Origin of the sequence: Microbacterium sp., assembly GCF_044508325.1 — a bacterium.
In the GTDB taxonomy this organism is placed as follows: Bacteria; Actinomycetota; Actinomycetes; order Actinomycetales; family Microbacteriaceae; genus Microbacterium.
Map to the genome: position 1 here is coordinate 62,893 of NZ_JBIQHX010000001.1, position 24,129 is coordinate 87,021.

General features: G+C 72.3%; 22 protein-coding genes and 1 tRNA gene. 10 read left to right on the forward strand and 13 right to left on the reverse strand.

What is annotated here, in order from left to right; genetic code table 11:
• Nucleotides 1–4: 4 nt before the first annotated feature.
• From ACIWQI_RS00315 to ACIWQI_RS00330, 4 genes are read right to left on the reverse strand one after another with little or no spacing between them, the layout of a single operon-like run.
• Nucleotides 5–184 carry a hypothetical protein gene (locus ACIWQI_RS00315; RefSeq protein WP_396655058.1) on the reverse strand — a complete coding sequence of 60 codons (180 nt, stop codon included), beginning with the start codon at nt 182–184 and terminating at the stop codon, nt 5–7.
• A 52-nt stretch (nt 185–236) separates the two neighbouring features.
• On the reverse strand, nt 237–1,163 hold the full coding sequence (locus ACIWQI_RS00320) for a type II secretion system F family protein (RefSeq protein ID WP_396655059.1): 927 nt from the start codon (nt 1,161–1,163) through the stop codon (nt 237–239).
• Nucleotides 1,160–2,017 (reverse strand): type II secretion system F family protein, encoded by an 858-nt coding sequence (locus ACIWQI_RS00325; RefSeq protein WP_396655060.1) that lies wholly within the window; start codon nt 2,015–2,017, stop codon nt 1,160–1,162. The genes ACIWQI_RS00320 and ACIWQI_RS00325 overlap by 4 nt, the downstream gene beginning before the upstream one ends.
• Complete coding sequence (locus ACIWQI_RS00330; RefSeq protein ID WP_396655061.1) at nt 2,014–3,168, reverse strand: CpaF family protein; 1,155 nt, start codon at nt 3,166–3,168, stop codon at nt 2,014–2,016. The genes ACIWQI_RS00325 and ACIWQI_RS00330 overlap by 4 nt, the downstream gene beginning before the upstream one ends.
• 126 nt (nt 3,169–3,294) lie before the next feature.
• Between ACIWQI_RS00330 and ACIWQI_RS00335 the strand changes: the two genes are divergently transcribed.
• Nucleotides 3,295–3,376: transfer RNA gene (locus ACIWQI_RS00335), tRNA-Leu, on the forward strand.
• A 53-nt stretch (nt 3,377–3,429) separates the two neighbouring features.
• Nucleotides 3,430–4,203: a DedA family protein gene (locus ACIWQI_RS00340; RefSeq protein ID WP_396655062.1), complete on the forward strand. Its 774-nt coding sequence runs from the start codon at nt 3,430–3,432 to the stop codon at nt 4,201–4,203.
• Here the strand turns inward: ACIWQI_RS00340 and ACIWQI_RS00345 are convergent.
• Both ACIWQI_RS00345 and ACIWQI_RS00350 read right to left on the reverse strand, forming a co-directional pair.
• Nucleotides 4,200–5,069, reverse strand: coding sequence for a Ku protein (locus tag ACIWQI_RS00345; protein ID WP_396655063.1), 870 nt, complete (start codon nt 5,067–5,069; stop codon nt 4,200–4,202). The genes ACIWQI_RS00340 and ACIWQI_RS00345 overlap by 4 nt on opposite strands.
• A gap of 64 nt (nt 5,070–5,133) precedes the next feature.
• Nucleotides 5,134–7,152 (reverse strand): serine hydrolase, encoded by a 2,019-nt coding sequence (locus tag ACIWQI_RS00350; RefSeq protein WP_396655064.1) that lies wholly within the window; start codon nt 7,150–7,152, stop codon nt 5,134–5,136.
• Between the two features lie 87 nt (nt 7,153–7,239).
• On the opposite strand from ACIWQI_RS00350, the gene ACIWQI_RS00355 reads away from it, so the two are divergent.
• Nucleotides 7,240–9,732, forward strand: a complete 2,493-nt coding sequence (locus ACIWQI_RS00355; RefSeq protein ID WP_396655065.1) for an ATP-dependent DNA ligase — start codon at nt 7,240–7,242, stop codon at nt 9,730–9,732.
• Between the two features lie 5 nt (nt 9,733–9,737).
• Here the strand turns inward: ACIWQI_RS00355 and ACIWQI_RS00360 are convergent, their stop codons facing one another.
• The gene (locus ACIWQI_RS00360) at nt 9,738–10,655 is read right to left on the reverse strand and encodes a cation diffusion facilitator family transporter (protein WP_396655066.1); all 918 of its coding nucleotides are present in this window, start codon (nt 10,653–10,655) and stop codon (nt 9,738–9,740) included.
• An 84-nt stretch (nt 10,656–10,739) separates the two neighbouring features.
• Between ACIWQI_RS00360 and ACIWQI_RS00365 the strand changes: the two genes are divergently transcribed.
• A complete protein-coding gene (locus ACIWQI_RS00365; RefSeq protein ID WP_396655067.1) occupies nt 10,740–12,347 on the forward strand; it encodes a CocE/NonD family hydrolase in 1,608 nt (535 codons plus the stop codon).
• Here the strand turns inward: ACIWQI_RS00365 and rdgB are convergent.
• Genes rdgB through murI form a run of 3 tightly spaced genes read right to left on the reverse strand, consistent with a single transcriptional unit; the run spans nt 12,344 to nt 14,525 of the window.
• Nucleotides 12,344–12,943 carry an RdgB/HAM1 family non-canonical purine NTP pyrophosphatase gene (gene rdgB, locus ACIWQI_RS00370; RefSeq protein WP_396655068.1) on the reverse strand — a complete coding sequence of 200 codons (600 nt, stop codon included), beginning with the start codon at nt 12,941–12,943 and terminating at the stop codon, nt 12,344–12,346. The genes ACIWQI_RS00365 and rdgB overlap by 4 nt on opposite strands.
• Nucleotides 12,940–13,683: a ribonuclease PH gene (rph, locus tag ACIWQI_RS00375; protein WP_396655069.1), complete on the reverse strand. Its 744-nt coding sequence runs from the start codon at nt 13,681–13,683 to the stop codon at nt 12,940–12,942. The genes rdgB and rph overlap by 4 nt, the downstream gene beginning before the upstream one ends.
• Nucleotides 13,684–13,697: 14 nt before the next feature.
• Nucleotides 13,698–14,525 carry a glutamate racemase gene (murI, locus tag ACIWQI_RS00380; protein ID WP_396655290.1) on the reverse strand — a complete coding sequence of 276 codons (828 nt, stop codon included), beginning with the start codon at nt 14,523–14,525 and terminating at the stop codon, nt 13,698–13,700.
• 136 nt (nt 14,526–14,661) lie between these two features.
• Here murI and ACIWQI_RS00385 point away from each other — a divergent pair, with 136 nt between their 5' ends.
• The gene (locus ACIWQI_RS00385; RefSeq protein ID WP_396655070.1) at nt 14,662–15,978 is read left to right on the forward strand and encodes a nicotinate phosphoribosyltransferase; all 1,317 of its coding nucleotides are present in this window, start codon (nt 14,662–14,664) and stop codon (nt 15,976–15,978) included.
• Here the strand turns inward: ACIWQI_RS00385 and ACIWQI_RS00390 are convergent, their stop codons facing one another.
• The 3 genes from ACIWQI_RS00390 to ACIWQI_RS00400 are packed head-to-tail and all read right to left on the reverse strand — an operon-like array spanning nt 15,979 to nt 19,054.
• Nucleotides 15,979–16,245, reverse strand: coding sequence for a DUF3039 domain-containing protein (locus tag ACIWQI_RS00390; RefSeq protein WP_396655071.1), 267 nt, complete (start codon nt 16,243–16,245; stop codon nt 15,979–15,981).
• A 32-nt stretch (nt 16,246–16,277) separates the two neighbouring features.
• Nucleotides 16,278–17,840 (reverse strand): hypothetical protein, encoded by a 1,563-nt coding sequence (locus tag ACIWQI_RS00395; RefSeq protein ID WP_396655072.1) that lies wholly within the window; start codon nt 17,838–17,840, stop codon nt 16,278–16,280.
• A complete protein-coding gene (locus ACIWQI_RS00400; protein ID WP_396655073.1) occupies nt 17,816–19,054 on the reverse strand; it encodes an ABC transporter ATP-binding protein in 1,239 nt (412 codons plus the stop codon). Before ACIWQI_RS00400 ends, ACIWQI_RS00395 begins: the two co-directional genes overlap by 25 nt.
• Before the next feature lie 203 nt (nt 19,055–19,257).
• Here ACIWQI_RS00400 and ACIWQI_RS00405 point away from each other — a divergent pair, with 203 nt between their 5' ends.
• The 5 genes from ACIWQI_RS00405 to ACIWQI_RS00425 are packed head-to-tail and all read left to right on the forward strand — an operon-like array spanning nt 19,258 to nt 24,059.
• Nucleotides 19,258–19,950, forward strand: a complete 693-nt coding sequence (locus tag ACIWQI_RS00405) for an NTP transferase domain-containing protein (RefSeq protein WP_396655074.1) — start codon at nt 19,258–19,260, stop codon at nt 19,948–19,950.
• Between the two features lie 31 nt (nt 19,951–19,981).
• The gene (locus tag ACIWQI_RS00410) at nt 19,982–20,863 is read left to right on the forward strand and encodes a hypothetical protein (protein WP_396655075.1); all 882 of its coding nucleotides are present in this window, start codon (nt 19,982–19,984) and stop codon (nt 20,861–20,863) included.
• A gap of 51 nt (nt 20,864–20,914) precedes the next feature.
• Nucleotides 20,915–22,498, forward strand: coding sequence for a S8 family peptidase (locus tag ACIWQI_RS00415; RefSeq protein WP_396655076.1), 1,584 nt, complete (start codon nt 20,915–20,917; stop codon nt 22,496–22,498).
• Between the two features lie 13 nt (nt 22,499–22,511).
• Nucleotides 22,512–23,798: a hypothetical protein gene (locus ACIWQI_RS00420; protein ID WP_396655077.1), complete on the forward strand. Its 1,287-nt coding sequence runs from the start codon at nt 22,512–22,514 to the stop codon at nt 23,796–23,798.
• Between the two features lie 36 nt (nt 23,799–23,834).
• Nucleotides 23,835–24,059 carry a hypothetical protein gene (locus ACIWQI_RS00425; protein WP_396655078.1) on the forward strand — a complete coding sequence of 75 codons (225 nt, stop codon included), beginning with the start codon at nt 23,835–23,837 and terminating at the stop codon, nt 24,057–24,059.
• The last annotated feature ends 70 nt before the right edge of the window (nt 24,060–24,129 follow it).

Genomic DNA, 24,129 nt, shown 5'->3' on the forward strand with positions numbered 1-24,129 from the left:
CGGCTCAGAAACCCGAGACGCGCGCGATCGCCTGCTCGAACAGCGACGCCAGCGCGGGCCCAGCCAGAGCCCAGATCACGACCACGAGCCCGGCGGTCATCAAGGTCACCAGCACCCAGCCGGGCACGTCGCCGCGCTCGTCGTCGTGCAGGGCGGCGATCGCGTCGCGCAGAGCGCGCGGCATCCACCTTCTCTTCATCGGGGTCACAGCGACTCCTTCCATCGATTCCTGCGACTCAGCCGATGCCGAGCCGGAGCATGAACACGCCCGGGAAGATCGCGAAGATCACCGAGAGCGGGAGGATGAGGAACACCAGAGGCAGGAGCATCACGATCTCCTTGCGCCCGGCCTGCTCGATCAGCGCGCGCTTCGCGTCCTCGCGCGCGTCGCCGGCCTGCGCCTGCAGCACGTGCGCGAGCGGCGCGCCGCGCTCGATCGCGGCCACGATGTGGTCGACTGACCGCGACAGCGAAGCAACCTGCAGTCGCCGCGCCATCGCGACGAGCGCTTCGGCGAGCGGCGTGCCGGTGCCGACGTCGACGGTGACGCCGCGCAGCTCCCCGGCGACGTCGGCTGAGCCGGCGTCGCCGACCCGGCGCAGGCTGTCGAGCAGCCCTTCGCCGGCGGCCAGGCACAGCGCGAGGAACTCCAGGACGGTCGGCAGCTCCTCCTCGACGCGCCGCGCCCGGGCGCGCGCGGCGGCGGTCAGCCGCAGATCGCACAGCACGATTCCGGCAGCCCCGAGCACCGCGGGCAGGACCGCGGCGGCGGGAGTCAGTCGGCCCACCAGCGCGAGCGCCACGACGACGACTCCCCCGGCGGCGATCCCCGTGAGCGTCCAGGCGAGCTGCCGGCCGCGGAACGCCGCGGCATCCATCGTCCACCCGGCCTGTGCGAGCCGGCGGGCGACCCCCTCGGCTCCGCCCAGCAGCCGGCCCAGGCGCACGCGCACGGTGGACCATGCGACGTCGAGGCCGAACGACGCGCCGGCCCACGGGGTGACGCCGCGGGGGTCGGCGACCTCACGCACATACGGCGCGATGCGGCGCGACAGCGACACCGCACCCCACCGGGGCGTGACCGCGAGCAGCAGGCACACGCCGATGCCGAACGCCGCGCCGAGAAGGACTGCCGCAGCGGCATCGGTGAGAGCGCCGCTCACGCGAACCACCGCCGGGGCTCGGGAAGGCGACCGATCCGCAGCATCAGCCGGAACGCGACGAACGACAGCAGCGCTCCGCCGAGGACGAGCACGATGCCCTCCGGGCTCGCATAGGCCCGGGCGCCCTCGGGGCGCAGCGCCAGCAGCGCGAGGATGACCCACGGGGCCACAGCGCCGAGCACGGCGGCACCCCGGATCCACGACTGTCGCGCCTCGACCTCCGCACGCAGGGCCGCGTCCGCGCGCACCGACGAGGCCAGCGCGCGGAGCACGGGGGTGAGCTCGGTGCCGCCGACCTGCCGAGCCATCCGCAGCGTCTCGATGATGCGGTCGGCGACGGGGTCGGAGAGGGCCGCCTTCAGGCGCAGCGCGCTGGACTCGAAGTGACCGGATGCCGCCAGGTCGCGGGCGAACGCCTCGAAGGCCGGACGCAGCGCGGGCGGCGCGCTGGTGGCGAGGCTCGCGACGGCATCGGGCAGCGGCATGCCCGCCCGCACCGAGGCGATGAGCAGGTCGCAGACGTCGGGCCACAGTCCCCGTCGCGATCGGCGCAGCACGCGACGTCGCGTCCGCAGCCAGGCGAAGGGCGCCGCGCCGCCCGCGAGCCCGGCGACGACGGCGAGGGCAGGAAGTGCGACGACGAGGAGGGCGATGGATGCCGCGACCACCGCGAGCAGCGCCGACACCGCCAGGAGCGCCCGAGGGCGGACATGTGCGAACCCGGCCTCTTCGAGCAGGCGGGCGAGACCACCCGTCGGCGGTGCCGTCGCCGCGGCCGGTCGAAGCGGCCACAGCCAGGGCGACAGCATGAGCAGCACCCCGGCGGCCAGGGCCACGCCCCACACGGTGGTCACGTGCGGCCGCCGTCCGGCAGCAGCGGCTCCACCTCGATGGCGCCATCGATGACACGGCCGGTCGGGGCGACGATCTCGACGACGCGGCGCCGGCCCGCGGCATCCATCTCGCAGTGCGCCACAAGGTCGACGCAGCCGGCCACGGCCGGCAGCACGAAGTCGGCGCCGATGTTGCGACCCGCCAGCAGCGGCAGCGCCGCGAGCTTTCCGAGCGCCTCGGCGGCGGAGTTGGCGTGGATGGTGGCGGCGCCGGGCACGCCGGTGTTGAGCGCGAGCAGCAGATCCAGCGCCTCCGCGTCGCGGACCTCGCCGACCACGAGCCGATCGGGTCGCATGCGCAGCGCCTCCTTCACGAGGCGCCGGAGGCTCACCTCGCCCGTCCCCTCCAGGGAAGGCTGACGACCCTGCAGCCCGACGATGTCCGGAGCGTCCACGGACAGCTCGAAGGTCTCCTCCACCGTGATGATCCGGTGCTCCGGCGGGCAGGCCGCGATGAGCGCCCCGAGGAGGGTCGTCTTGCCCGCCTGGGTGGCGCCTGAGACGAGCACGCTGCGGCGGGTGCGCATGGCGTCGCGGAGGAGGTCGGCGGCGCGGGCGCTCAGCGATCCGGCACCGACGAGGGCATCCAGATCGCGGTACTGCGGCAGGTGCTTGCGGATGTTCACCGACCAGTGCCGGCGGGTGATGTCGGGGATGATGACGTGCAGGCGTGATCCGTCGGGAAGCGACGCGTCGACGAAGGGCTGGCTCAGGTCCACCCGGCGACCGGTCGAGTGCAGCATCCGCTCGACGAGGTCGCGCACGACGCCGTCGGTCAGCTGGAGCGGCGTGCGCTCGGAGACTCCCTCGCGAGCCACGAAGATGCGGTCCGGGGCGTTGATCCACAGCTCCTCGACCGTCGGATCGTCGAGGTACGGCTGCAGGGGGCCGTAGCCGGAGACGGCGGCGAGCACCTCGCGCACGCAGCGGTGCTCGTCCTCCACCGGCGCGAGCCCGCGCGCCAGCGCGAAGTCGTTGTGGCGGCGCACCTCGGCGTGCGCGATCTGCGCGGCAAGCTCAGGGTGGCGCGCCGGGTCGGCCTGCTCGGCGCGGAGCCGCTCGCGCACGCGCTCGGCGACCAGGACGGAGGGCGCGGCGCTGACGGGGGGCACCCCAGCATGATCGCAAGCCCGCTGTACACGGCCGGAGAGTTATCCACAGTGGGGCTGCCCGGGGCAAAAGACACGGGCCTTCCCCACAGCCTGCGCCCAGGCCCGCGGATAGACTGGGGCGCACTCGCGGGAGTGGTGAAACTGGCAGACACGCAGGATTTAGGTTCCTGTGCCTACGGGCGTGTGGGTTCAAGTCCCACCTTCCGCACGGGCGGCGACTCTCGCCGCTGAACGCCGCTGACCACGACCGACGGGACCCCTGTGCACCACGCAGCCCTCATCCCCTGGCTCGATCCCGAGACGATCATCGCGGCCGCGGGCCCCTGGGCGCTGCTGGTGGTCTGCTTCATCGTCTTCGCCGAGACCGGGCTGCTGATCGGCTTCCTGCTCCCCGGCGACACCCTGCTCATCATCTCAGGGCTGCTCTCGCATTCGACCCCCGCCGCACCGAACGGCGTGTTCGGTCTCAGCGTGTGGTGGGTGGCGCTGCTGATCGGCGTCGCCGCGTTCATCGGCGGAGAGGTCGGCTACTACATCGGCCACAAGGGCGGCCCGGCGGTCTTCGAGCGCAAGGAATCGGGACTGTTCAGCCGCAAGAACGTCGAGCGCACGAACGCGTTCTTCGAGAAGTACGGCGGGCTGACCGTCATCCTCGCCCGGTTCGTCCCCATCGTGCGCACCTTCGCGCCGGTGGCCGCCGGGGTCGGGCACATGCCGTGGAAGCGCTACTCGCTGTACAACTTCATCGGCGCGGTCATCTGGGGCTTCGGCCTCACCATGGCCGGGTACGTCATCGGCTTCATCCCGGTGGTCGGAGACCTGGTGGCCGAATACATCGACGTCATCCTCCTCATCGCCGTCGGCGGCACGGCCCTGGTCACGCTGTGGCACTACCTGAGCGAGCGTCGCAAGGCGAAGAGGGCCGCGGCCGCCGGCGAGGACATCGACACGGATGCCGCCGAGGCCCAGGCGCTGGTCCTCGACCAGGACGTCTTCGAGCGCCGTGACGACGGCGCCGACGGCGCCCGGGGCTAAGCGGACTTCTTCTTCCTGGCGGCGGGCTTGCCCCCGGCATCCTTCTTCGTCTTCTTCGCACCGCCCGAACCATCGCGCGACGCGCGGGTGCGCTCGACACTGGCCCGCAGCGCCTCCATGAGGTCGATGACCTCGCCGCCCTCGGCCTCCTCCTCGCGCTCGCCGAACGTGTCGGCCGTGTCGAGGGCGTCGCCCTTCTCGAGCTTCGCCTCGATGAGCGTGCGCAGCTCCTGCTGGTACTCGTCGGCGAACTCGTCGGGGTCGAAGTCCTTCGAGAAGCTGTCGACGAGGGCCGAAGACAGCTCGAGCTCTTTCGCCGAGATCCGCACCGGCTCGTCGAGCGCCGGGAACGCGGCCTCGCGCACCTCGTCCGACCACAGCAGCGTCTGCAGCACGAGCACATCGCCGCGCACCCGCAGCGCCGCCAGCCGCGTCTTCTGCCGCAGCGAGAAGCGCACGATCGCGGTGCGGTCGCTCTGCTCGAGCGTCTTGCGCAGCAGCACATACGCCTTGGGTGACGCGGAATCCGGCTCGAGGTAGTAGGCCCGGTCGAGCGTCAGCAGGTCGACCTGGTCGGTGGGGACGAACTCCACCACCTCGATCTCTCGGCTGCGCTCGGCGGGCAGCGAGGCGAGATCCTCCTTGGTGAGCACGACCGTGCGCTCGCCGTCGTCGTACGCCTTGTCGATGTCCTGATACGGCACGACCTCGCCGTCGATCTCGCAGATGCGCTGGTAGCGGATGCGGCCGCCGTCCTTGGCGTGCACCTGATGCAGCGGCACGTCATGGTCTTCTGTGGCCGAGTACACCTTCACCGGGACATTGACCAGCCCGAAGGTGAGCGCGCCCTTCCAGATAGCCCTCATGGTCCCAGTGAACACCACAGCCGCGACGCCGGGCCAGCCCTTGCGCCCGGCCGGGCGGTCGTGCTCAGAACAGGTCGATGTCCGGCAGGGCGGTGCCGAGCGCAGTGCGGATGTCGCCGAGGAGCCGGTAGACGTCCCCGACGAAGCTCGACGCGGCCGACCGCGTGTTCATGAGCACGGCGTCGCCGGTGCCGTCGGCGCGACGCCGCAGCACGGCGAAGGTGCCGGGGAGCGACCCGTTGTGATCCCAATTGCCCGCTCCGTCGACCGTCCATCCGCGCGCGTACCCGCTGTTGGCCGCAGTGCCGGTCGTCATCGTCGTCACCGTCGACGCGGTGAGGATGTCGGAGCCGTCGCGGCCGTCCACGAGCCGCAGGAAGCGCAGCACGTCCGGAGCAGCGGCGATCCAGCCGCCGTGCGCGTCCATGCGCCCCACCTTCATGGTGTACGGGTTCTCCCCGCTCTGCCCGTAGTACACGACCTCATCGCTCGCGCGGTCGGCGGCGGTGTCGCCGGCGATCGCGAAGGAGCGGATGCCGGCCGGCGCCGCGATCGTCCGGAGCACGTGGTCCGCGTACCCGGTGCCGGTCACCTGCTCGATGATGCGGCCCAGCAGGCAGTAGCCGAAGTTCAGGTACATGTAGGCAGAACCGGGCGTCGTGACCGGATTGCGGTTGTCGAGCACCCAGCCGATGAGGCTCGCGTGGTCGCGCGAGGTCTCGTCGAACATCGGATCGGTCGGCGTGTTCTGGAAGCCGGACGTGTGGGTGAGCAGGTGGTCGACGGTGATCGCCAGCTCGTCCGCCCCGTAGCTCTTCGTGCCGTACAGCGTTCCCAGGCGCCCGGCGGTACCGAACACCGTGTCGGTCAGCGCGATCGTCCCGTCCTGCACGAGCTTCATCACCGCGGCCGACGTGAACGGCTTGCTCACGCTGGCCACGCGCATCCGGTGCTTCACCTCCAGCGGCGTCTTCGCGTCCCGGTCGGCCCACCCGCGCGCCCTGGCGTACACGAGCCGGCCGCCGTCGGAGATCGCGAACGAGAGCCCCGGCACGCTGTGCGCGGTCATGAAGGCGTCGATGAGCTGATCGACCCGCTGCAGCGTCTGCCACGAGTAGTCGGCGTTCTCGAACACACCCGCCAGCTGCACGCCGCCGGGCACGGCGAAGCCCGCGACCTGACGCGGCCGGTAGCCCTGGTAGTAGTGCTCGTCGAAGACCCGCTGCCAGTCGGCGACGGCCACGCCATGCCGCCCGGTCCAGGCCGGCACCGGTCGCTGCTCCCAGATGGCGCAGTAGCGGATGTCTGCGCCCACGGCGAAGCCGGTGACCTTGCGCAGCGTCAGCCCCTCGTTCGCGTACCGGGTGAACGCGTTCTGGTAGTCGCCGGGCGAGGCGCCGTGCCGCACCGCCCACCGGCCCTGTCCGGACTTCTCCCAGACGCCGGCGTAGCGGGCCTTCCCGTCGTGCTCGTAGCCGGAGATGTCCACGAGACGGTAGCCCTCGGCCTTGCGCGCGTCGAACTCGCGCTGGAAGTCCGAGCCCGACAGCCCGTGCCGTGCCGTCCAGGTCGGCGCGGGCCCGCCGTGCCAGATCCCGGCGACGTGCGGACCGGACGGCGTCGTGTAGAACGAGAGCCGCACGGGGCGGAACCCGTCGGCGGCCAGAGCGTCGAAGATGCCCTGGTAGTCGCCGAGGGGGATGCCGTGGCGGGCCTGCCAGGGCGGCCCGCCGGCAGTCTCCCAGATCGCCGCGAACCGCTGCTGCCCGCCGTCCCACCAGCCGCTGACGTCGACGAGCCGGTACCCCTTCCGAGCGAGCTCGTCGAACCGGCGCTGATAGTCGTCGGCGCTGAGTCCGTGCGCGGCGGCCCAGGCGCTGCGATGCGGCAGCACGAAGGCGGGGACGCGCAGGGCATCCCGCTCCATCGCCTTGCCGATCTTCTCGGTCACCGCCTCGCGCAGACCGTCGTCCGCACGCTGCCGGGCGATCACCGCGTCGACGATGGCCGCGTTCTCGGCGGCGTCCGTGATGCCGGCGCGTGCCGCCCCGGCGATGCGCTCCCTGCCGATCCGACCGGACATGGCGACCCTGCTCTCCCGGCGGACGCACTCCGCCGCTGTGGGAAGGAGGACACGACGAGGACGCGTGATACCCGGCAGGATGGGAGGATGCCGGATGCCTCTGCGCGCTCCGAGTCCTCCGCCGAGCAGCTCGTGCGGATCGGCGGGCGGCGCCTGCGCCTGACGAATCTCGACAAGGTGCTCTACCCGGCCACCGGCACCACCAAAGGCGAGGTGATCGACTATTACACGCGCATCGCCCCGCTGCTGATCCCGCACGTGATCGGCCGGCCGGTGACCCGCAAGCGATGGCCCGACGGCGTGGGCACCGAGGAGGAGCCCGGCATGGTGTTCTTCGCGAAGGATCTCGAGCGCGGCGCGCCCTCGTGGGTGCAGCGCGTGCCGATCGAGCATTCCACCGGCACGAAGCACTACCCCCTCGTGGGCGATGTGCCCACCCTCGTCTACCTGGCGCAGGTGGCGAGCCTCGAGCTGCACGTGCCGCAGTGGCGCTTCGCCCCCGACGACACCCGCGGCCCCGCAGACCGCCTCGTGCTCGACCTCGACCCGGGCCCGGGGACGGGGCTGGCCGAGTGCGCCCAGGTGGCGCGGTGGGCCCGCGACATCCTGCGCGGGATGGGCCTTGACCCGATGCCCGTGACCAGCGGGTCCAAAGGCATCCACCTGTACGCCGCCCTTCCCCCCGGTCAGACCAGCGAGGCCGCGTCCGCGCTGGCGCGTGAGCTGGCCCGGTCGATCGAGTCCGACCACCCCGACCTCGTCGTCAGCAGCATGAAGAAGTCGGAGCGGGAGGGCAGGGTCCTCATCGACTGGAGTCAGAACAGTCCCGCAAAGACCACGATCGCCCCGTTCTCGCTGCGGGGGCGGATGCAGCCCACCGTGGCCGCACCGCGCACGTGGGACGAGCTCGACGACCCGCAGCTGCGGCAGCTGCGCTTCGAGGAGGTGCTGGAGCGCGGCAGCGACCCGATGGCCGCGCTCGGCTTCCACGCCGGCGGCCGCGAGGCCGACGAGGGGCCGCTGGCCGCGTACATCGCCAAGCGCACCGCCGGGCGCACCCCCGAGCCGGTGCCGTCGAACGCGCTGGGCGCGGTGGCCGCCGGCGACCGGCCGCGGTTCGTGATCCAGGAGCACCACGCCACCGCGCTGCACTGGGACCTCCGCCTCGAGCACGACGGCGTGTTCGTGAGCTGGGCGGTGCCGCGCGGGGTTCCCGCGACGACCACGAAGAACAGCCTCGCCATCAAGACCGAGGACCACCCGCTCGAGTACGGCACGTTCGAGGGCACGATCCCGCGCGGCGAGTACGGCGCCGGCACGGTGACGATCTGGGACGACGGCCGCTACGACCTCGAGAAGTGGCGCGACGACGAGGTCATCTTCACCGCCGAGGGCCGGCCGGGCGGGCCGCTCGGTCGGGTGCGGCTCGCGCTCATCCGCACCGGTGAGGCTCCGGGGGGCGGGTCGGGCGAGAAGTCCCAGTGGCTGCTGCATCGCATGAAGACGGATGCCGAGGGCCACCCACAGCCCGACGGCGTCGCCGCCGCGCCCACGCCGTCCGACGGCCCCGCTCCGACCGCGCCGAGACCGCAGGACCCCCCGGCGGCCACGGCCCGGCCCCGGCCGATGCTCGCGACCGCGTCGACCCCGGGCATGGCCCGGGCGGCGGCGCGCCGATGGGCGGGGCACCACGGCGGCGCGTGGGCCGAGATCAAGTGGGACGGCGTGCGCGCCCTCGGCGTCTGGGACGGCGCCCGGCTGCGGCTGTTCGCCCGCAGCGGCACCGACATCACCGCCCGGTACCCCGAGCTGACCACCGATCCGGGACTCGGCGACCGGCCCGTCGTGCTCGACGGCGAGATCGTGGCGCTCGATCGACAGGGGCGGCCGAGCTTCACTCGCCTGCAGAACCGCATGCACCTCACCAAGCGCGGGGAGATCGAGCGCGAGGTCACCCGCACGCCGGTGCGCTATCACCTCTTCGACGCGATCCTCCCGGACGAGCCGGACGCCCCGCTCGCCGAGCGCCGCGGGGCGCTCGAGCGGCTCGCCGCGAACGCGAATCCGGCGTTCGTGGTGCCCCCGGTCTTCGACGACGTGGATGCCGCGCTCCAGGCCAGCCACCGGTTCGGCCTGGAAGGCGTGGTCGTCAAGGACCCCTCCTCGACCTACCGCCCGGGTGCCCGGTCGGAGTCATGGCTGAAGGTCAAGCACGCCCGCACCCAGGAGGTCGTGATCGGCGGCATCCGCCCGGGCCGGGGCGGCCGCACAGGCTCGATCGGCTCGCTGCTGCTGGGCGTTCCCGGTGACGACGGGCTCGAGTACGTCGGGCGGGTGGGGTCGGGGTTCAGCGAGTCGGCCCTCGCCCGGCTCGAGCAGCTGCTGACTCCGCTGCGCACCGACGAGCAGCCGTTCGTCGAGGTGCCGCGCGCCGATGCGTCGGACGCGCTGTGGGTGCGCCCCGAGCTGGTCGGCGAGGTGGCGTTCGCGGAGTGGACGCCCGGCGGCATCCTCCGTCAGGCGCGCTGGCGCGGCCTGCGACCCGACAAGTCTCCGGCGGAGGTCGTGCGGGAGGTGTGACCTGATCAGGCGTGCGGCTCGTGCTCGGCGTGCCCCGCGGGCTCGAGCTGGAACGTCGAGTGCTCGACGTCGAAGTGATCGGCCAGGCATCCCTGCAGCTCGCTGAGCAGCGCACCCGATCCGCCGTCGCGCAGCACCTCGTCCTCGACCACGACGTGGGCCGTGAACACAGGCGCGCCGCGGGTCAGCTGCCACACGTGCACGTCGTGGACGTCGACGACGCCGGTCGCGCGCAGCAGGTGCTCGCGGATCTCCTGCACGTGCATCCCCCGCGGCGCCGACTCGGCCAGCACCGAGACCACCTCCCGCAGCAGGGCGATCGCGCGCGGCACGATCATGGCCGCGATGAACAGGGATGCCACGGCATCCGCCGCCGTCCAGCCGGTCGTCACGATCACGATCGCCGCGACGATCACGGCCGCCGACCCCAGCAGATCGCCGAGCACCTCGACGTAGGCGCCGCGCACGTTGATGCTGCGCTTCTGCGCCGCGCTGAGCAGCCACAGCGCGGCGGCGTTGGCCACGAACCCGATGACGGCGACCACCAGCATGAGGGTGCCGGCGACCTCCTCCGGACCGGGATCGGCCAGTCGCCGCACCCCCTCCACCGCGATGCCCACCGCGAGCACCAGCAGGATCACCCCGTTGACCAGCGCACCGAACACCTCGGCGCGCTGGTAGCCGAACGTGCGGCGGTCGTTGGCGGGGCGGGCGGCGACGATGCTCGCCACCAGGGCGATCACCAGCGCCGCCCCGTCGGTGAACATGTGCACCGCGTCCGCCAGCAGCGCGAGCGATCCGCTGAGGACGGCGCCCACGATCTGCACGACCATGACGATCGCCGTGATGCCCAGCGAGATCGCCAGCAGTCGGCGATTGCTCGCGCCGCGGATGCCCGCGGCGTCCGGTGCATGATCGTGCATGCCCCCAGGCTAGGCCGGGCCCTGGCGGACCGGGCCGATGGCCGGGCTGTCGGGAATGATCCTGATTCCCGGTACCGTCGGAACATGGCATCCCTCGACCGGCCATGGCGTCGCGGTGGCGCCGCCCGCTACGCCCGCGGGCGCCTGCGCGGGATCCTCCGGCCGCGGGTGGAGGTGGTGCCTGTCCCGGCCGACGTGCGCAAGGACGAGGATGCCGAGATCGCCGTGCGCGACGGCACGATCCTGCGCGCGAACGCCTACCGGCCGGCCGACGGCACGCCGGTGCCGGCGATCGTGTGCGCCCATCCGTACGGCAAGGACGACCTGCCGCACCGGAGCGGCCGGGGGCGCGCCCGGCTCAACCCGCAGTACCGGATCATGCGGCAGCCCGGCCCCGTCCGGATCTCGGCCGAGACCGGCTGGGAGGCGCCGGACCCCGCCTTCTGGGTGCCGCACGGATTCGCCGTCGTCAACCTCGACCTGCGCGGAGCGGGCCGCTCGGACGGCGTCGGATCGCTGCTGTCGGAACAGGAGGGCGACGACATCCACGACGTGATCGAGTGGGTCGCGGCCCAGCCCTGGTGCGACGGGAACGTCGGGATGCTCGGGGTCTCGTACCTGGCCATCTCGCAGTACCGCGCGGCCGTCGCGGCCCCGCCGCACCTGCGGGCCATCGTCCCGTGGGAGGGCTTCACCGACCCGTATCACGACTTCTTCTACCCGGGCGGCGTGCCCGAGATCGGCTTCTCCCGGCTGTGGACCACGCTCGTGCGCCGTGCGACGCGGATGGAGCCCGACCTGGGCGTCGAAGTGCGCCGGCATCCCGACGACGGGCCGTTCTGGCGGGCGCTGCATCCCGAGCTCGGCGGCATCCGCGTGCCGATGCTCGTGTGCGGGAGCTTCTCGGACAACAACCTGCACTCCCGCGGCTCGATGCGCGCGTTCCGCGGCGTCGCCTCGGCCGACCGGCACCTGTACACGCACCGGGGCGGCAAGTGGGCGGTCTTCTACGGCGACGAGGCGAAGGCCGCGCAGCTCGCATTCCTGGAGCGGCACCTCAAGGGGGCGCAGCGAGAGATCCCCCGCGTGCGGCTCGAGGTGCGCGAGCGCGGGGACCTGATCGCCGAGGTGCGGGAGGAGCCGGACTGGCCGCTGCCGCAGGCCGAGGAGCGCGTGCTCTGGCTCGCCCCGGACGGCCTGCTCTCGGCGCAGTCGCCGCAGACGCCCGGCGGGCTCGAGCTGAACCCCCGCCGCCGTGCCGCGACCTTCCGGTGGGTGTTCGACGAGGACACCGAGATCACCGGGGACGCCATGCTGCGGCTGTGGATGCGCGCCCGGCCAGGCGGCGACGCGCACGTGTTCGCAGGCATCTCGAAGTGGGCCGACGGGCGCTTCGTGCCGTTCGAGGGATCGTACGGCTTCGGCCGCGACCTGGTGACCACCGGCTGGCGCCGGGCGGCCCTGAACCCGGCCGGGCCGACGCAGGTGGGCGTGGAGTTCGGACCGTCGGCGACGCTGTTCCGCGCCGGCGAGGAGCTGCGGCTGCACATCAGCGGACGCCAGCTCTCGCCGCGCAATCCGCTGTCCGGCGCGGCGCCCGGTCTGTACCGCACCACCCCCCGCGCGCGCTGGCTGCTCGAGTGGGACCCGCAGCGCAAGGCCGGGCTGCTGCTGCCGGTGGTGCCGCGCTAGAGCCTGCTCAGCAGCGGCGCGAGCGCGGCGAAGGCACGGGCGCGGTGCGAGTCGGCGTTCTTCTCCTCGGCCGTCCACTCGCCCACCGGGCGCTCGGAGCCGGGCTCCTGGCCGTCCGGGATGAAGATCGGGTCGTAGCCGAACCCGCCGGTCCCGGATGGCGCGTGGGCGAGCCTTCCCGGCCAGCGCCCCTCCACGACGTGCTCCTCGTCACCGGCCACGAGGGCGATCGTCGTCACGAAGTGCGCCGTGCGATGCGGATCCGGGATGTCGGCGAGCTGGTCGAGCAGGAGTTCGAGGTTGGCCGTGGCGTCCTTGGCGTGACCGGCCCAGTACGCCGAGAAGACCCCCGGCGCGCCGCCGAGCACGTCCACGCAGATGCCCGAGTCGTCGGCGATGGCCGCGAGGCCCGTGTGGGCGGCCGCGGCGCGCGCCTTGATCAGCGCGTTCTCGGCGAAGGTCACGCCGTCCTCGATCGGCTCGGGCCCGTCGTACCCGACCACCTCGAGGTCGGGCCGCGTGACCCCGACGATGCTGCGATACTCCGCCACCTTGTGCGGATTGTGGGTGGCCAGCACGATCCGCCGGTCGCTCACGGAGCGCTCTCCGCCAGCGCCGACGCCTGCAGGTCGCGCAGCTGCGCGCACCCGTTCACGCCGAGGTCGAGCATCGCATCCAGCTCGCGCTTGTCGAACGGGGCCCCCTCGGCGGTGCCCTGCACCTCGACGAACAGCCCGCGGCCGGTCACGACGACGTTCATGTCGGTCTCGGCGCGCACGTCCTCGACATATGCCAGGTCGAGCATGGGTTCGCCGTCGACGATCCCCACGGATACAGCGGCGACCGAGTCCAGCAGGACGCGCGCCTTCTGGCCGATGAAGCGCTTCTCGCGGCCCCATTCGATCGCGTCCGCCAGGGCGACGTAGGCGCCGGTGATCGCGGCGGTGCGGGTTCCCCCATCGGCCTGCAGCACATCGCAGTCGATGACGATCGTGTTCTCGCCCAGGCCCTTCGTGTCGACGACCGCTCGCAGCGCGCGTCCGATGAGCCGCGAGATCTCATGCGTGCGGCCGCCGATGCGCCCCTTCACGGACTCTCGGTCGCTGCGGTCGTTCGTCGCCCGCGGGAGCATCGCGTACTCGGCGGTCACCCAGCCCCTGCCCTTGCCGGTGAGCCAGCGGGGCACGCCGTTGGTGAACGACGCCGTGCACAGCACCCTGGTCGCCCCGAACGAGATCAGCGCAGAACCCTCCGCGTGGGCGCTCCAGCCCCGCTCGATCGTGATGGGCCGCAGCTGGTCGGCGGTGCGACCGTCGGCGCGCAGTGGTTCGCTCATGAGTCTCCTTCGGTTCAGCGAGCGTGTCCGGGGATGTCTATGGCGCCGGTCTGCACGAGCCGCACGGCAGACACCTCTCGGCCCATCAGGCGGTGCGCGAGGCGCAGGAACTCGTCCGCCGAATCGCCGGTGGCCTCGTAGACGTGGGAGGGGGCGGCATCCGGCCCCGCCAGCAGATCGCGCGAGACGAGCTGCCGGTAGACGTCGTTGGCGGTCTCGGTGTCGCTGGAGACCAGCGACACCTCCGGTCCCATGACGTAGCTGATGGCCCCCTTGAGGAACGGGTAGTGCGTGCAGCCGAGCACCAGCGTGTCGACACCCGCGTGGCGCAGCGGCGCGAGGTACTCCTCGGCGGCGGCGAGCAGCTCCGGCGAGTCGGTGACGCCGGCCTCGACGAACCCGACGAACGACGGGCACGCCGCGGTGAGGACCGTGAGCCGCTCGTTCACCCCGAGCATGTCCTGGTAGGCGCCCGAGCCGATGGTGCCGGCGGTGCCGATCACGCCGATGCGGCCGTTGCGCGTGGTCGACATCGCGGTGCGCACAGCGGGACCGATGACCTCGACCACCGGCACGTCGTAGCGCTCGCGGGCATCGCGCAGCATCGCCGCCGAGGCCGTGTTGCAGGCGATCACGAGCATCTTCACGCCCTGATCGACGAGGGTGTCGAGCACCTCGAGGGCATAGCGGCGCACGTCGGCGATGGGCTTGGGTCCGTACGGCGAATGGGCGGTGTCGCCGATGTACAGCAGGGACTCCCGCGGGAGCTGGTCGGTGATCGCCCTGGCCACCGTGAGGCCGCCGACCCCCGAGTCGAAGATGCCGATCGGCGCGTCGGCGATGTCGCGGTCCTGGCCGCCGCCCTGAGCATGCCGATGGGCGCCGCCCTGAGCCTGCCGATGGGCGCCGCCCTGAGCCTGCCGAAGGGTCACGATGCACCAGCCTACGCCAGGCGCCCGCTCCCCTATGCTGACCCGCATGAGTGCGTCCACTGCCCTCCTCACCGACCGCTACGAGCTGACGATGCTCGACGCCGCCCTCAGGGACGGCACGGCGCAGCGCCGCTGCGTTTTCGAGCTGTTCGCGCGGCGCCTGTCCGGCGGGCGCCGGTTCGGCGTCGTCGCCGGGACCGGGCGGCTGCTGAGCCTGCTGCGCGAGTTCCGCTTCGGCGAGGACGAGCTGCGGTTCCTGCGGGACGAGAAGGTGGTGGATGCCGCGACCGTCGCCTACCTGGAGGACTACCGGTTCGGCGGGTCGATCATCGGCTACCGCGAGGGCGAGCTGTACTTCCCGGGCTCCCCGGTGCTCACGGTGGAGGGCACCTTCGCGGAGGCGGTGGTCCTCGAGACGATCGCGCTGAGCGTGCTCAACCACGACTCCGCCGTCGCCACGGCGGCCGCGCGCATGAGCATCGCCGCCGGAGACCGGCCGCTCGCCGAGATGGGGTCGCGCCGGGCCGGCGAGCAGTCCGCCGTCGCGGCGGCGCGCGCCGCCTACATCGCCGGATTCGATGCGACGAGCAATCTGGAGGCGGGCCGCGCATGGGGCATCCCCACCATGGGCACGGCCGCGCACTCGTGGACCCTCCTCCACGACTCGGAGGAGGACGCGTTCCGCGCGCAGATCGAGGCGCTGGGTCTCGGAACCACCCTGCTCGTGGACACCTACGACATCCGGCAGGGAGTGCGCACCGCGATCGAGGTCGCCGGAACGAGCCTGGGCGGGGTGCGGATCGACTCGGGTGACCTGCCGGTCGTGGCCGCCGCGGTCCGCGAGCAGCTGGACGAGCTCGGCGCCGCGGACACGAAGATCACCGTGACCAGCGACCTGGACGAGTACGCGATCGCGGCCCTTGCCGCCTCGCCCGTCGACTCCTACGGCGTCGGCACCTCCGTGGTCACCGGCTCAGGGACGCCGACCTCCGGAATGGTCTACAAGCTGGTGGCCCGGCAGGACGCCGACGGATCGTGGGTGAGCGTGGCGAAGGCATCCGCCGACAAGACCTCCAAGGGCGGACGCAAGGCGGCCTTCCGCACCCTGCAGCGCGGAACCGCCACCAGCGAGCTCATCGTCGTGTCGGACGGCTTCGAGGCGGTGCAGACCGCCGCGGATCACCCGGAGGGGCGGGCGCTGCAGGCCGTGTTCGTGGCGGACGGCGCGATCGACGCGGCGTACGAGGGCACCGCCGGAGTGGCGGCGGCCCGGCGGCACCACGCCGATGTCCGCGAGGAGCTGCCGGTGCGCGCGCTCGCGCTCAGCCGTTCCGACCCGGCGATCCCCACCGTGTACCGGTGATCAGGTCCGCAGACCCTCGTAGATCTCCTTGCAGGTGGGGCAGACCGGGAACTTCTCCGGGTCGCGACCCGGGGTCCACTTCTTGCCGCAGAGGGCACGCACGGGCTTTCCCGTCAGGGCGGACTCGAGGATCTTGTCCTTCTTCACGTAGTGCGAGAAGCGCTCGTGATCGCCCGGCTCGATGTTCTCCTCGCGGATGAGCTCTTCGAGCTCCTGATCGAGCAGGGCGAGTCCGCCATCGTCGGGGGTGCCTGCAGGAGTGCTCATAGCGGCCCAGTCTAGCCGCGCCTCGGGGGCCCTCAGGCGGCTTCGGCGAACTCCATGAGACGCGATCCGCGGCGCCGGAACAGCGACGACCCGATGCCCAGACCCACCGCGAGCACGACCACGCCGACGGCGACGCCGGACCACAGTGCGGCGTAGCCCAGACGCACGTCGCCGGTCATGACCGCCTGGAGTGCCAGCAGGAGCGTCGGGGTGCTCAGGACCACGGCCCCGATGAGCACCGTCGCCTGGGCCGCGATGCCCGCCGACGCGTGCTGGGGCTGCTGGAACGGGCTGTCGCCGGGTCGGGAGACGGCATAGGGCGCGACCACCGAGGAGATGCTGGACAGCCCCAGGCCGCACAGGAACAGCACGGCGGCGACCCCGGTCAGCGCGGGCAGGATCGCCCAGCGGCCGTGCAGCGCCACAGTGACGGGGATGAGGACGGCCAGCAGCGGCACGGCGATGAGCACGACGGGCACGAGCCGACCGACCCGGTCGGCGATGCCGCGGGTGCCGCTGGCGATGTGCATCCAGATCGCGGTCGAGTCGTAGGCGACGTCGTTGTGCGGCAGCCAGCCGAAGAACAGCGCCACGATCGGGACCGGCAGCAGCGCCACCGTCGCGGGCGAGACGCCGGCGACCAGGGGTGGGACCACCGAGATGAGCGCCGCGACCGGGATCACCGCCGCATTGACGAGGTAGCGGCGATCGCGCCGCCAGTACACCAGACTGCGCGCGGCGATCGCGCCGCCGGGGGTGCCGGGCGCGACCGCGAACCACCCCAGCCCTGCGCGCTCGGGCAGCGGCCGCTCGGTGGTCCGCAGCAGGCGATGGACGAGGACGAGCCAGGCGACCGCGAGGAGCACGACGGTGGCGACGGCCACGAGGGCGATCAGCCACACCTGACCTGCGCCGCCGGCGATCGCCGCCGGAAGTGCCCAGGCCGCCCCGAACGGCGTGTACGCGAGGACGGTGACCGCCTGCTCGAGCTGACCCGGCACGGTGCCGCGCCATTCCAGCGACGCGAAGAACACGACGGCCGGCACGACCACCACGACGATCGTCAGCACGAACAGGCCGGACAGCTCGCGCGTGCGCCGCTCGCGGAGGAACAGCGCAGCCACCGCCATGCCGGTGCGCACGAGAAGGACGCAGGTGAGGGCGGCGAGCAGGGCCGAGACGGCGCCCACGACCGGTGTCACGCCGTGCTGCGCCCACAGGATCGTCGTGCACACGCCGACCGCGATGAGAGCGAGCGTCGGCGCGCTGAGCACACCGGCGACCACGAGGGTCCACGCGAGCGGCCGCTCGGGCAGGCCGAACACGGCGAATCGACGAGGATCGAGCTGGTCCTCCGCACCCCCGATCAGGGGCGCCAGAGCGAACGCGAGGGTCACGGCGGCGCCTCCGAGCACCACGACGGCCCGCGCCGTGCCCGGCTCGGTCCCGCCCATCGACACCACCCCGATGCACGCGGCGGTCGTCGCGGCCGTGAGCGCGACGAATCCGATCACCGTGCGGACCACCGTCCGCCGGTCTGCGCGCAGGGCGCCGACGAAGAGGGCGAGCCTCAGTCGGAGAACGTGTGCAGCCATTCCAGCCCCTCCACGTCCCCCAGGCCGCCGGAGAGCTCGATGAACCTCTGCTCGAGGGTGAGCTCGCCGCGCACCTCGTCGACGGTGCCTTCGGCGAGGACCTGCCCGGCGACCAGCACCGCCACGCGGGTGCAGACCCGCTCGACGAGCTCCATGCCGTGGCTCGAGAGCATGACCGTCCCGCCGTGCGCCACGTAGGCACCGAGGATGTCGAGGATGACCGCGCTGGAGACCGGGTCGACCGCCTCGAAGGGCTCGTCCAGGACGAGCAGGCGCGGGGAGTGGATGAGCGCTCCCGCCAGCATGATCTTCTTGGTCATCCCGGCCGAGTAGTCCGACACGACGCGCCCCAGCGAATCGGTGAGGTCGAACGCGCGCGCCAGGTCCGCGGTGCGGGACTCGACCACGTCGGGGCGCAGTCCGCGCAGGATCCCGTAGTAGTACAGCAGCTGACGCCCGGTGAGCCGGTCGAAGGTGCGCAGACGATCGGGCAGCACGCCCATGACCCGCTTCGCCGCCACCGGGTCGGCCGCGGCGTCGATCCCCGCGACGCGGATCGTGCCGCGCGTCGGGCGCAGCAGGCCGGCGACCATCGAGAGCGTGGTCGTCTTGCCGGCGCCGTTGGGCCCCACGACGCCGTAGAACGAGCCTGCCGGGACGGTGAGGTCGATGCCGTCTACGGCGCGTGTGTCGCCGAAGGCCTTCACGATTCCGCGGAGCTCGACAGCGGGAGTGGATGCCTGCGGGATCTCCCCCACCGCGTCGACCACCGCGACGACCCGCTCGGGCTCGGGCCGGTGATCGGCCGGCTCGGGCTCCGGCTCAGGCTCGGGTTCAGGCGCAGGCTCAGGCTCAGGCTCGGAAAGGTCGGGCGCCGGCGATGCGACCTCGGGCGCGGTCGCAGACGCGGCGGGCTCCGGCTCGTGGCGCGCAGGCAGGGGCGGCTTGGGCGGCACCAGGATCGTCTCGCCGTCGGCCTCGAGGACCTCCACCGGCAGGGGCGGCGGAGGTCCTGGTTCGGAGATCTCCGCCGGCTCCGGCTGCGTGGCCGCCGGGCGCTTCTTCGTGCCGCCCTTCTTTCCGGGGCGCTTCTTCCCGCCGGTCTTGCTCGCCGGCAGGGGCGCGACCGGTCGCGGGGCGGCCTCGACCGCCGCGTCACCGGCGGCGACGGCACCCTCATCCGGATCCTGCGCGGCAGGCATCGAAGCGGTCATCGGTCCAACGTACCAATCCCGACCCATCGGCCCCTGGACGGAGTCCGACGTCGTCACGCACTCAGGATATTCCCAGGTCACGGCGCGACAAGGCGGTTGCACATCCCCTGCCCGCTCCCAGCCGTCTTCGCTACGATGAGGCGGGCACGAAGGAGTGTCATCGCGGTGGAATCACCGTGACGTCCCCACACTCCAGGAGCGCAATGACCCTTCAGACCGTCATTCTCGCCGCCGGCATGGGCTCGCGGCTGGGGCGCAGCCTGCCCAAGCCCCTCACCGAGCTCGGCGACGGCCGCAGCATCATGCGTCAGCAGCACGACAACATCCGCGCGGCGTTCGGAACCGGCGCCCGCATCACCACCGTCGTCGGCTACCGCGCAGAGACGATCGTCGAAGCGTTCCCCCGTGTCCACTACGTCTACAACGATCGCTACGACCAGACGAACACCTCCAAGAGCCTGCTGCGGGCGCTGGGCACGACCGGCCGCGGCGGCGTGCTGTGGATGAACGGCGACGTGGTCTTCGACCCGCGTGTGCTCGGCCGGGCGATCCCCCTCATCGATGCCGACCGTTCCTTCGTCACCGTCAACACCGCGAAGGTGAGTGACGAAGAGGTCAAGTACACCGTCACCGAGGACGGGTGGATCAAGGAGCTGTCCAAGACCGTGCGAGACGGCATCGGCGAGGCCGTGGGGATCAACTACATCTCCAGCGCCGAGAAGCGCGCCTTCATGCGCCAGCTCCAGCGGGTCGACGACCAGGACTACTTCGAGCGCGGACTCGAGCTCGCGATCATCGAGGACGGCATCCGGCTGCAGCCTCTGGACATCTCGGATCTCTACGCCGTCGAGGTCGACTTCGCCGAAGACCTCGAGCGCGCGAATCAGTACGTCTGAGCACGCCGAGCGCCCGCTTAGGCTGGTCCCGATGGCAGCGAAGGTGCACAGGATCCACTCGCTCTCCGACGACTCGCCGTGGGAGGGCGGGCTGCCGCCTGCCGGGTCGCCGGAGCATCCGCGCACGATCCGGGCCCTCGACCGCGTGATGGCGATCCAGCGGCCGATCGTCGTCGCGCACCTGCGCAGCATCCGCCGCCGGCATCCGCAGGTGTCGACGGATGCGATCGTGCGGATGCTGGAGCGACGCTACCTCACGGCGGTGACCACCGGCGGGGCCGCTGTCGGGGCGACAGCGGTGGTCCCGGGTATCACCACCGGGGTGACCCTGGCCCTTTCCGGCGTGGAGACGGCCGGATTCCTGGAGTCCACGGCGCTGTTCGCCCAGTCGCTGGCCGAGGTGCACGGCATCCCCGTGGACGACCCCGATCGCGCCCGGGCACTCGTGCTCACGCTGATGCTCGGCCGCGAGGGCACAGAGCTCATCGCCCAGCTCGCGGGCGAAGCCGCCGGCCGAGCGGCAGGCCGGCCCGCGTTCTGGGGCGAGCTGATCACCAAGACGCTGCCGCGCGCTGCGGTCGGGCCGCTCGTCGACCGGCTCAAGTCCGTGTTCATCAAGCACTTCGCGGCCAAGGCGGGCGCCTCGTGGCTCGGGAAGGCGCTGCCCTTCGGCATCGGCGCCGCCGTCGGCGGCGCCGGCAATCACATCCTCGCGCGACGGGTGATCGTCACCTCGCGGCGTGCCTTCGGCATCCCTCCGCTCGCGCTTCCGGCCGACCTCGAGCCCCGGCCGGGATCCCTGCCGCTCGAGTCGCTCGCAGCCGGCGGGATCCGGCGCGCAGGCGGCGCGATCGCCGTCGCCGGCCGCCGCGCCGTCGGCGTCATCATCAGGCGCCGCGAAGACCCCGCGTGACGGGCCTTCGCTTCCGGTACCCTCGGCCTCGGGGAGAGAAATCGAGGAGGCATGGCCGAGGTCGATCCTGCCGAGCTGCCGCGCGAGTTCGAGGCGCCGGAGTCGGCCGCGCCGCCCCTCGAGCCGCCTGTTGCGGAGGCGCCGGCGTTCCCGCTTCCCGGGATGCCCAGCACGGTGTCGCTGGTCACCGACTCGGTGATCACCAGGCCCCTCGCCGAGCGCATGGCGGTCGCCCGTGAGGACGAGCGCATCGGCGTGGTCATCGAGGTGCGCACCGACAGCGGCGTCGACCTGGAGGGCCTGTTCGCCGAGCTCGCCGGGATGGTGCTGATCGCGGCACCCGGATCCACCATGTGGCGCACCGGCGGGTATCTCATGGCGTCGCTGACCCGCGACGAGATCCTCACGATCGTCGACCGCGACAGCGGGCTGGGCGGCCGCGTGCGGGCCGGGCGCGACGAGGCCAAGACCGCGCCGCGAAGCTTCATCAACCGGATCTGGCCGAACTTCGAGGTCCGCGCCACCATCCACCGCAGCGTCATCACCGTGAAGGCGGATGCAGCGGTGCGCTCGTTCGACGCGACCGGCGACGGCATCGTGTGGGCGGTCCTGGACACCGGACTGGATGCCGCGCATCCGCACTTCGCGACGTACGAGACCCTCGACCTGCCGCGCGGTCTCCATCCGCGCAGCTTCGTGCCCGGCACGGCCGACTCGGACGCCCTGCGCGACCCGAACGGCCACGGCACCCATGTCGCGGGCATCATCGCGGGCGGCCAGACCGCGACCTCGCGCCGGAAGATCTGGGCGGCGACCTGGTACCGCACGGCCCAGGGCGACACCGGCGTCGAGCGGGTGGAGCTGCCGCGGATCCGCGGGATGGCGCCGAAGGCGAAGATCCTGCCCCTGAAGGTGCTGCGCGACGACCGCACCGGCGACGTCGCCTCGCTGCTGGCCGCGCTCGAGTACATCCAGGAGCTCAACCGCGACGGGCGCGAGCTCATGGTCCACGGCGTCAATCTGTCGCTGGGCTACCCGTTCGACCCGTCGTGGTTCGCGACCGGCCTGTCGCCGGTGTGCCGCGAGGTGGACCGGCTGGTGGCCAACGGCGTGTGCGTGGTGGCGTCGGCCGGAAACACCGGCTACGGCGCCGCTCTGGACCCGTCGCGTCGCGAGATGCGACTGGGGTTCGGCATGACCATCAACGATCCCGGCAACGCCGCACGGGCCATCACCGTCGGCTCCACCTCGGTCAAGCCCCACACGACGGGCGTCTCGTACTTCTCCTCCAAGGGGCCGACCGGCGACGGCCGGCTCAAGCCCGATCTCGTCGCACCCGGCGAACGGGTGGTCAGCGCCGGCGCCGGGGAGCTGCTCGAGAAGGCCCGCGGCGCCCTTCCCCCTCGCCGCGGCGCGAAGCCGGTCATCACCTACGTGGAGGACTCCGGGACGTCGATGTCGGCGCCTCATGTATCAGGAGTGGTGGCGTCCTTCCTCTCCGTCCACAGGGAGTTCATCGGGCGCCCGGACGACGTCAAGCGCATCCTCATGGACTCCGCGAGCGACCTCGGTCGCGAGCGCGTCTTCCAGGGTGCCGGACTGGTCGACGCGATGCGCGCGATCCAGGCGGTCTGACGAGGTGGCTGAAATGGTCCTGCCGTACACAGAGGTCGAGTTCGACAAGAAGGGCAGGCTCACGAATCCGCAGCAGGTCGATGACGCGCGCGAGCTCTTCGACGGTGAGAAGGCGACCGATGTCATCGTCCTCACCCACGGGTGGAACAACGACACCGCGACGGCCCGTGCCCTGTACCGGGACATCATGTCGTCCCTGGAGGGCGTGCGCGGCAAGGTGGCGCGCGCGAAGGGCCGTCGCTTCGTCGTCGTGGGCCTGATCTGGCCGTCGATCCTGTGGGCGCCGCCCGACCATGAGGGTCAGGGTGCGGGTGCGGGGATCGGCGACGAGGCGGACGAGCTGCGCGAGCTCATCGAGCAGCAGGTGGAGCAGCCGTCCCGCCGCGACGCGCTGATCGCGCTCATCCCGAGCCTGGAGACCTCGGCGAGCGTGCGTGCCGAATTCGTCGACCTCCTGCGCACGGACCTTCCCGCCGGCGCAGTGGACGACGCCGACCCCGACTCGGCACCGGAGGCGCTGAAGACCGCGGATGCCGAGACCCTCTTCGCCGCCGCGGGCGGCGGACCCGCGCTCTCCGGCGCGCCCGAGGAGGCGGGCGGCGCCGCCGGTCTGGGTGCGTTCGAATTCGGCGAGGAGGAGGGCGGCGCGGCGGGCTTCAGTCTCTCCGGGCTGCTGGGCGCCGCGCGCAGCATCGTCAACATCACGACCTACTACACGATGAAGGAGCGCGCCGGCGTGGTGGGCGCGAAGGGCATCGCGAAGCTGCTGGAGCAGCTGCACGCGACGACGCCGGGTGTGCGACTTCACCTGGTGGGTCACTCGTTCGGCGGACGGGCGGTGACCGCCGCGGCCGACGCCACGAACGCGCCGGTCTCGTCGATGTGCCTGCTGCAGGCTGCGTACAGCCACTACGGCATGGCGCAGGGCTGGGATGGCGCGCAGGCCGACGGGGTGTTCGCCCGCGTGCCGGGCAGGGTGGCCGGGCCGATCGTGGTGACCTTCACCCGCAACGACAAGGCGGTGGGCCTCGCCTACCCGGTGGCGTCCCGCATCGCACGGCAGGTGGGTGTGGGCCTGGGCGACGCGAACGACAAGTACGGCGGCATCGGCCGCAACGGCGCCCTGAAGACACCGGCATCGCTCCCGTTCGGCACTCTGCTCGACGTCGGCGGCGAGTACGTGTTCCAGCCGGGGCGGGTCTCGTCGCTCGACGGCGACCGGTTCATCTCCGGTCACAGCGACATCGCCGGTCGCCAGGTGGCCTACGCGGTGCTGACCGCGGCGACGACCGTCGACTGAGCCCCGGGCCGGCCCGCTCCGGGAGACAATGGGGCCATGGGACTTTTCACGCAGCGTCCGCAGGAGCCCTCGGCGTGGGCCGCACTCCCGGGTGAGCCGCTGCGGCCGACGTCGCCGGCCGACCGGCTCGCGGACGCGTCGCCGGGGATCGGCGAGCTCGGCCTGCTCGGCGACGGGATCGCGTCGATCGCGATTCCGGTCGAGCAGGTCGCGCCGGCGGAGGATCCGGAGGCGAGGGCACAGCCATCCGGCGACCACTAGCCTCGGGAGATCCACCGCCGGCCGGTTCACGCCGCCCGACCCGGATGCGGCGACGGTCCTGACCGGCGAG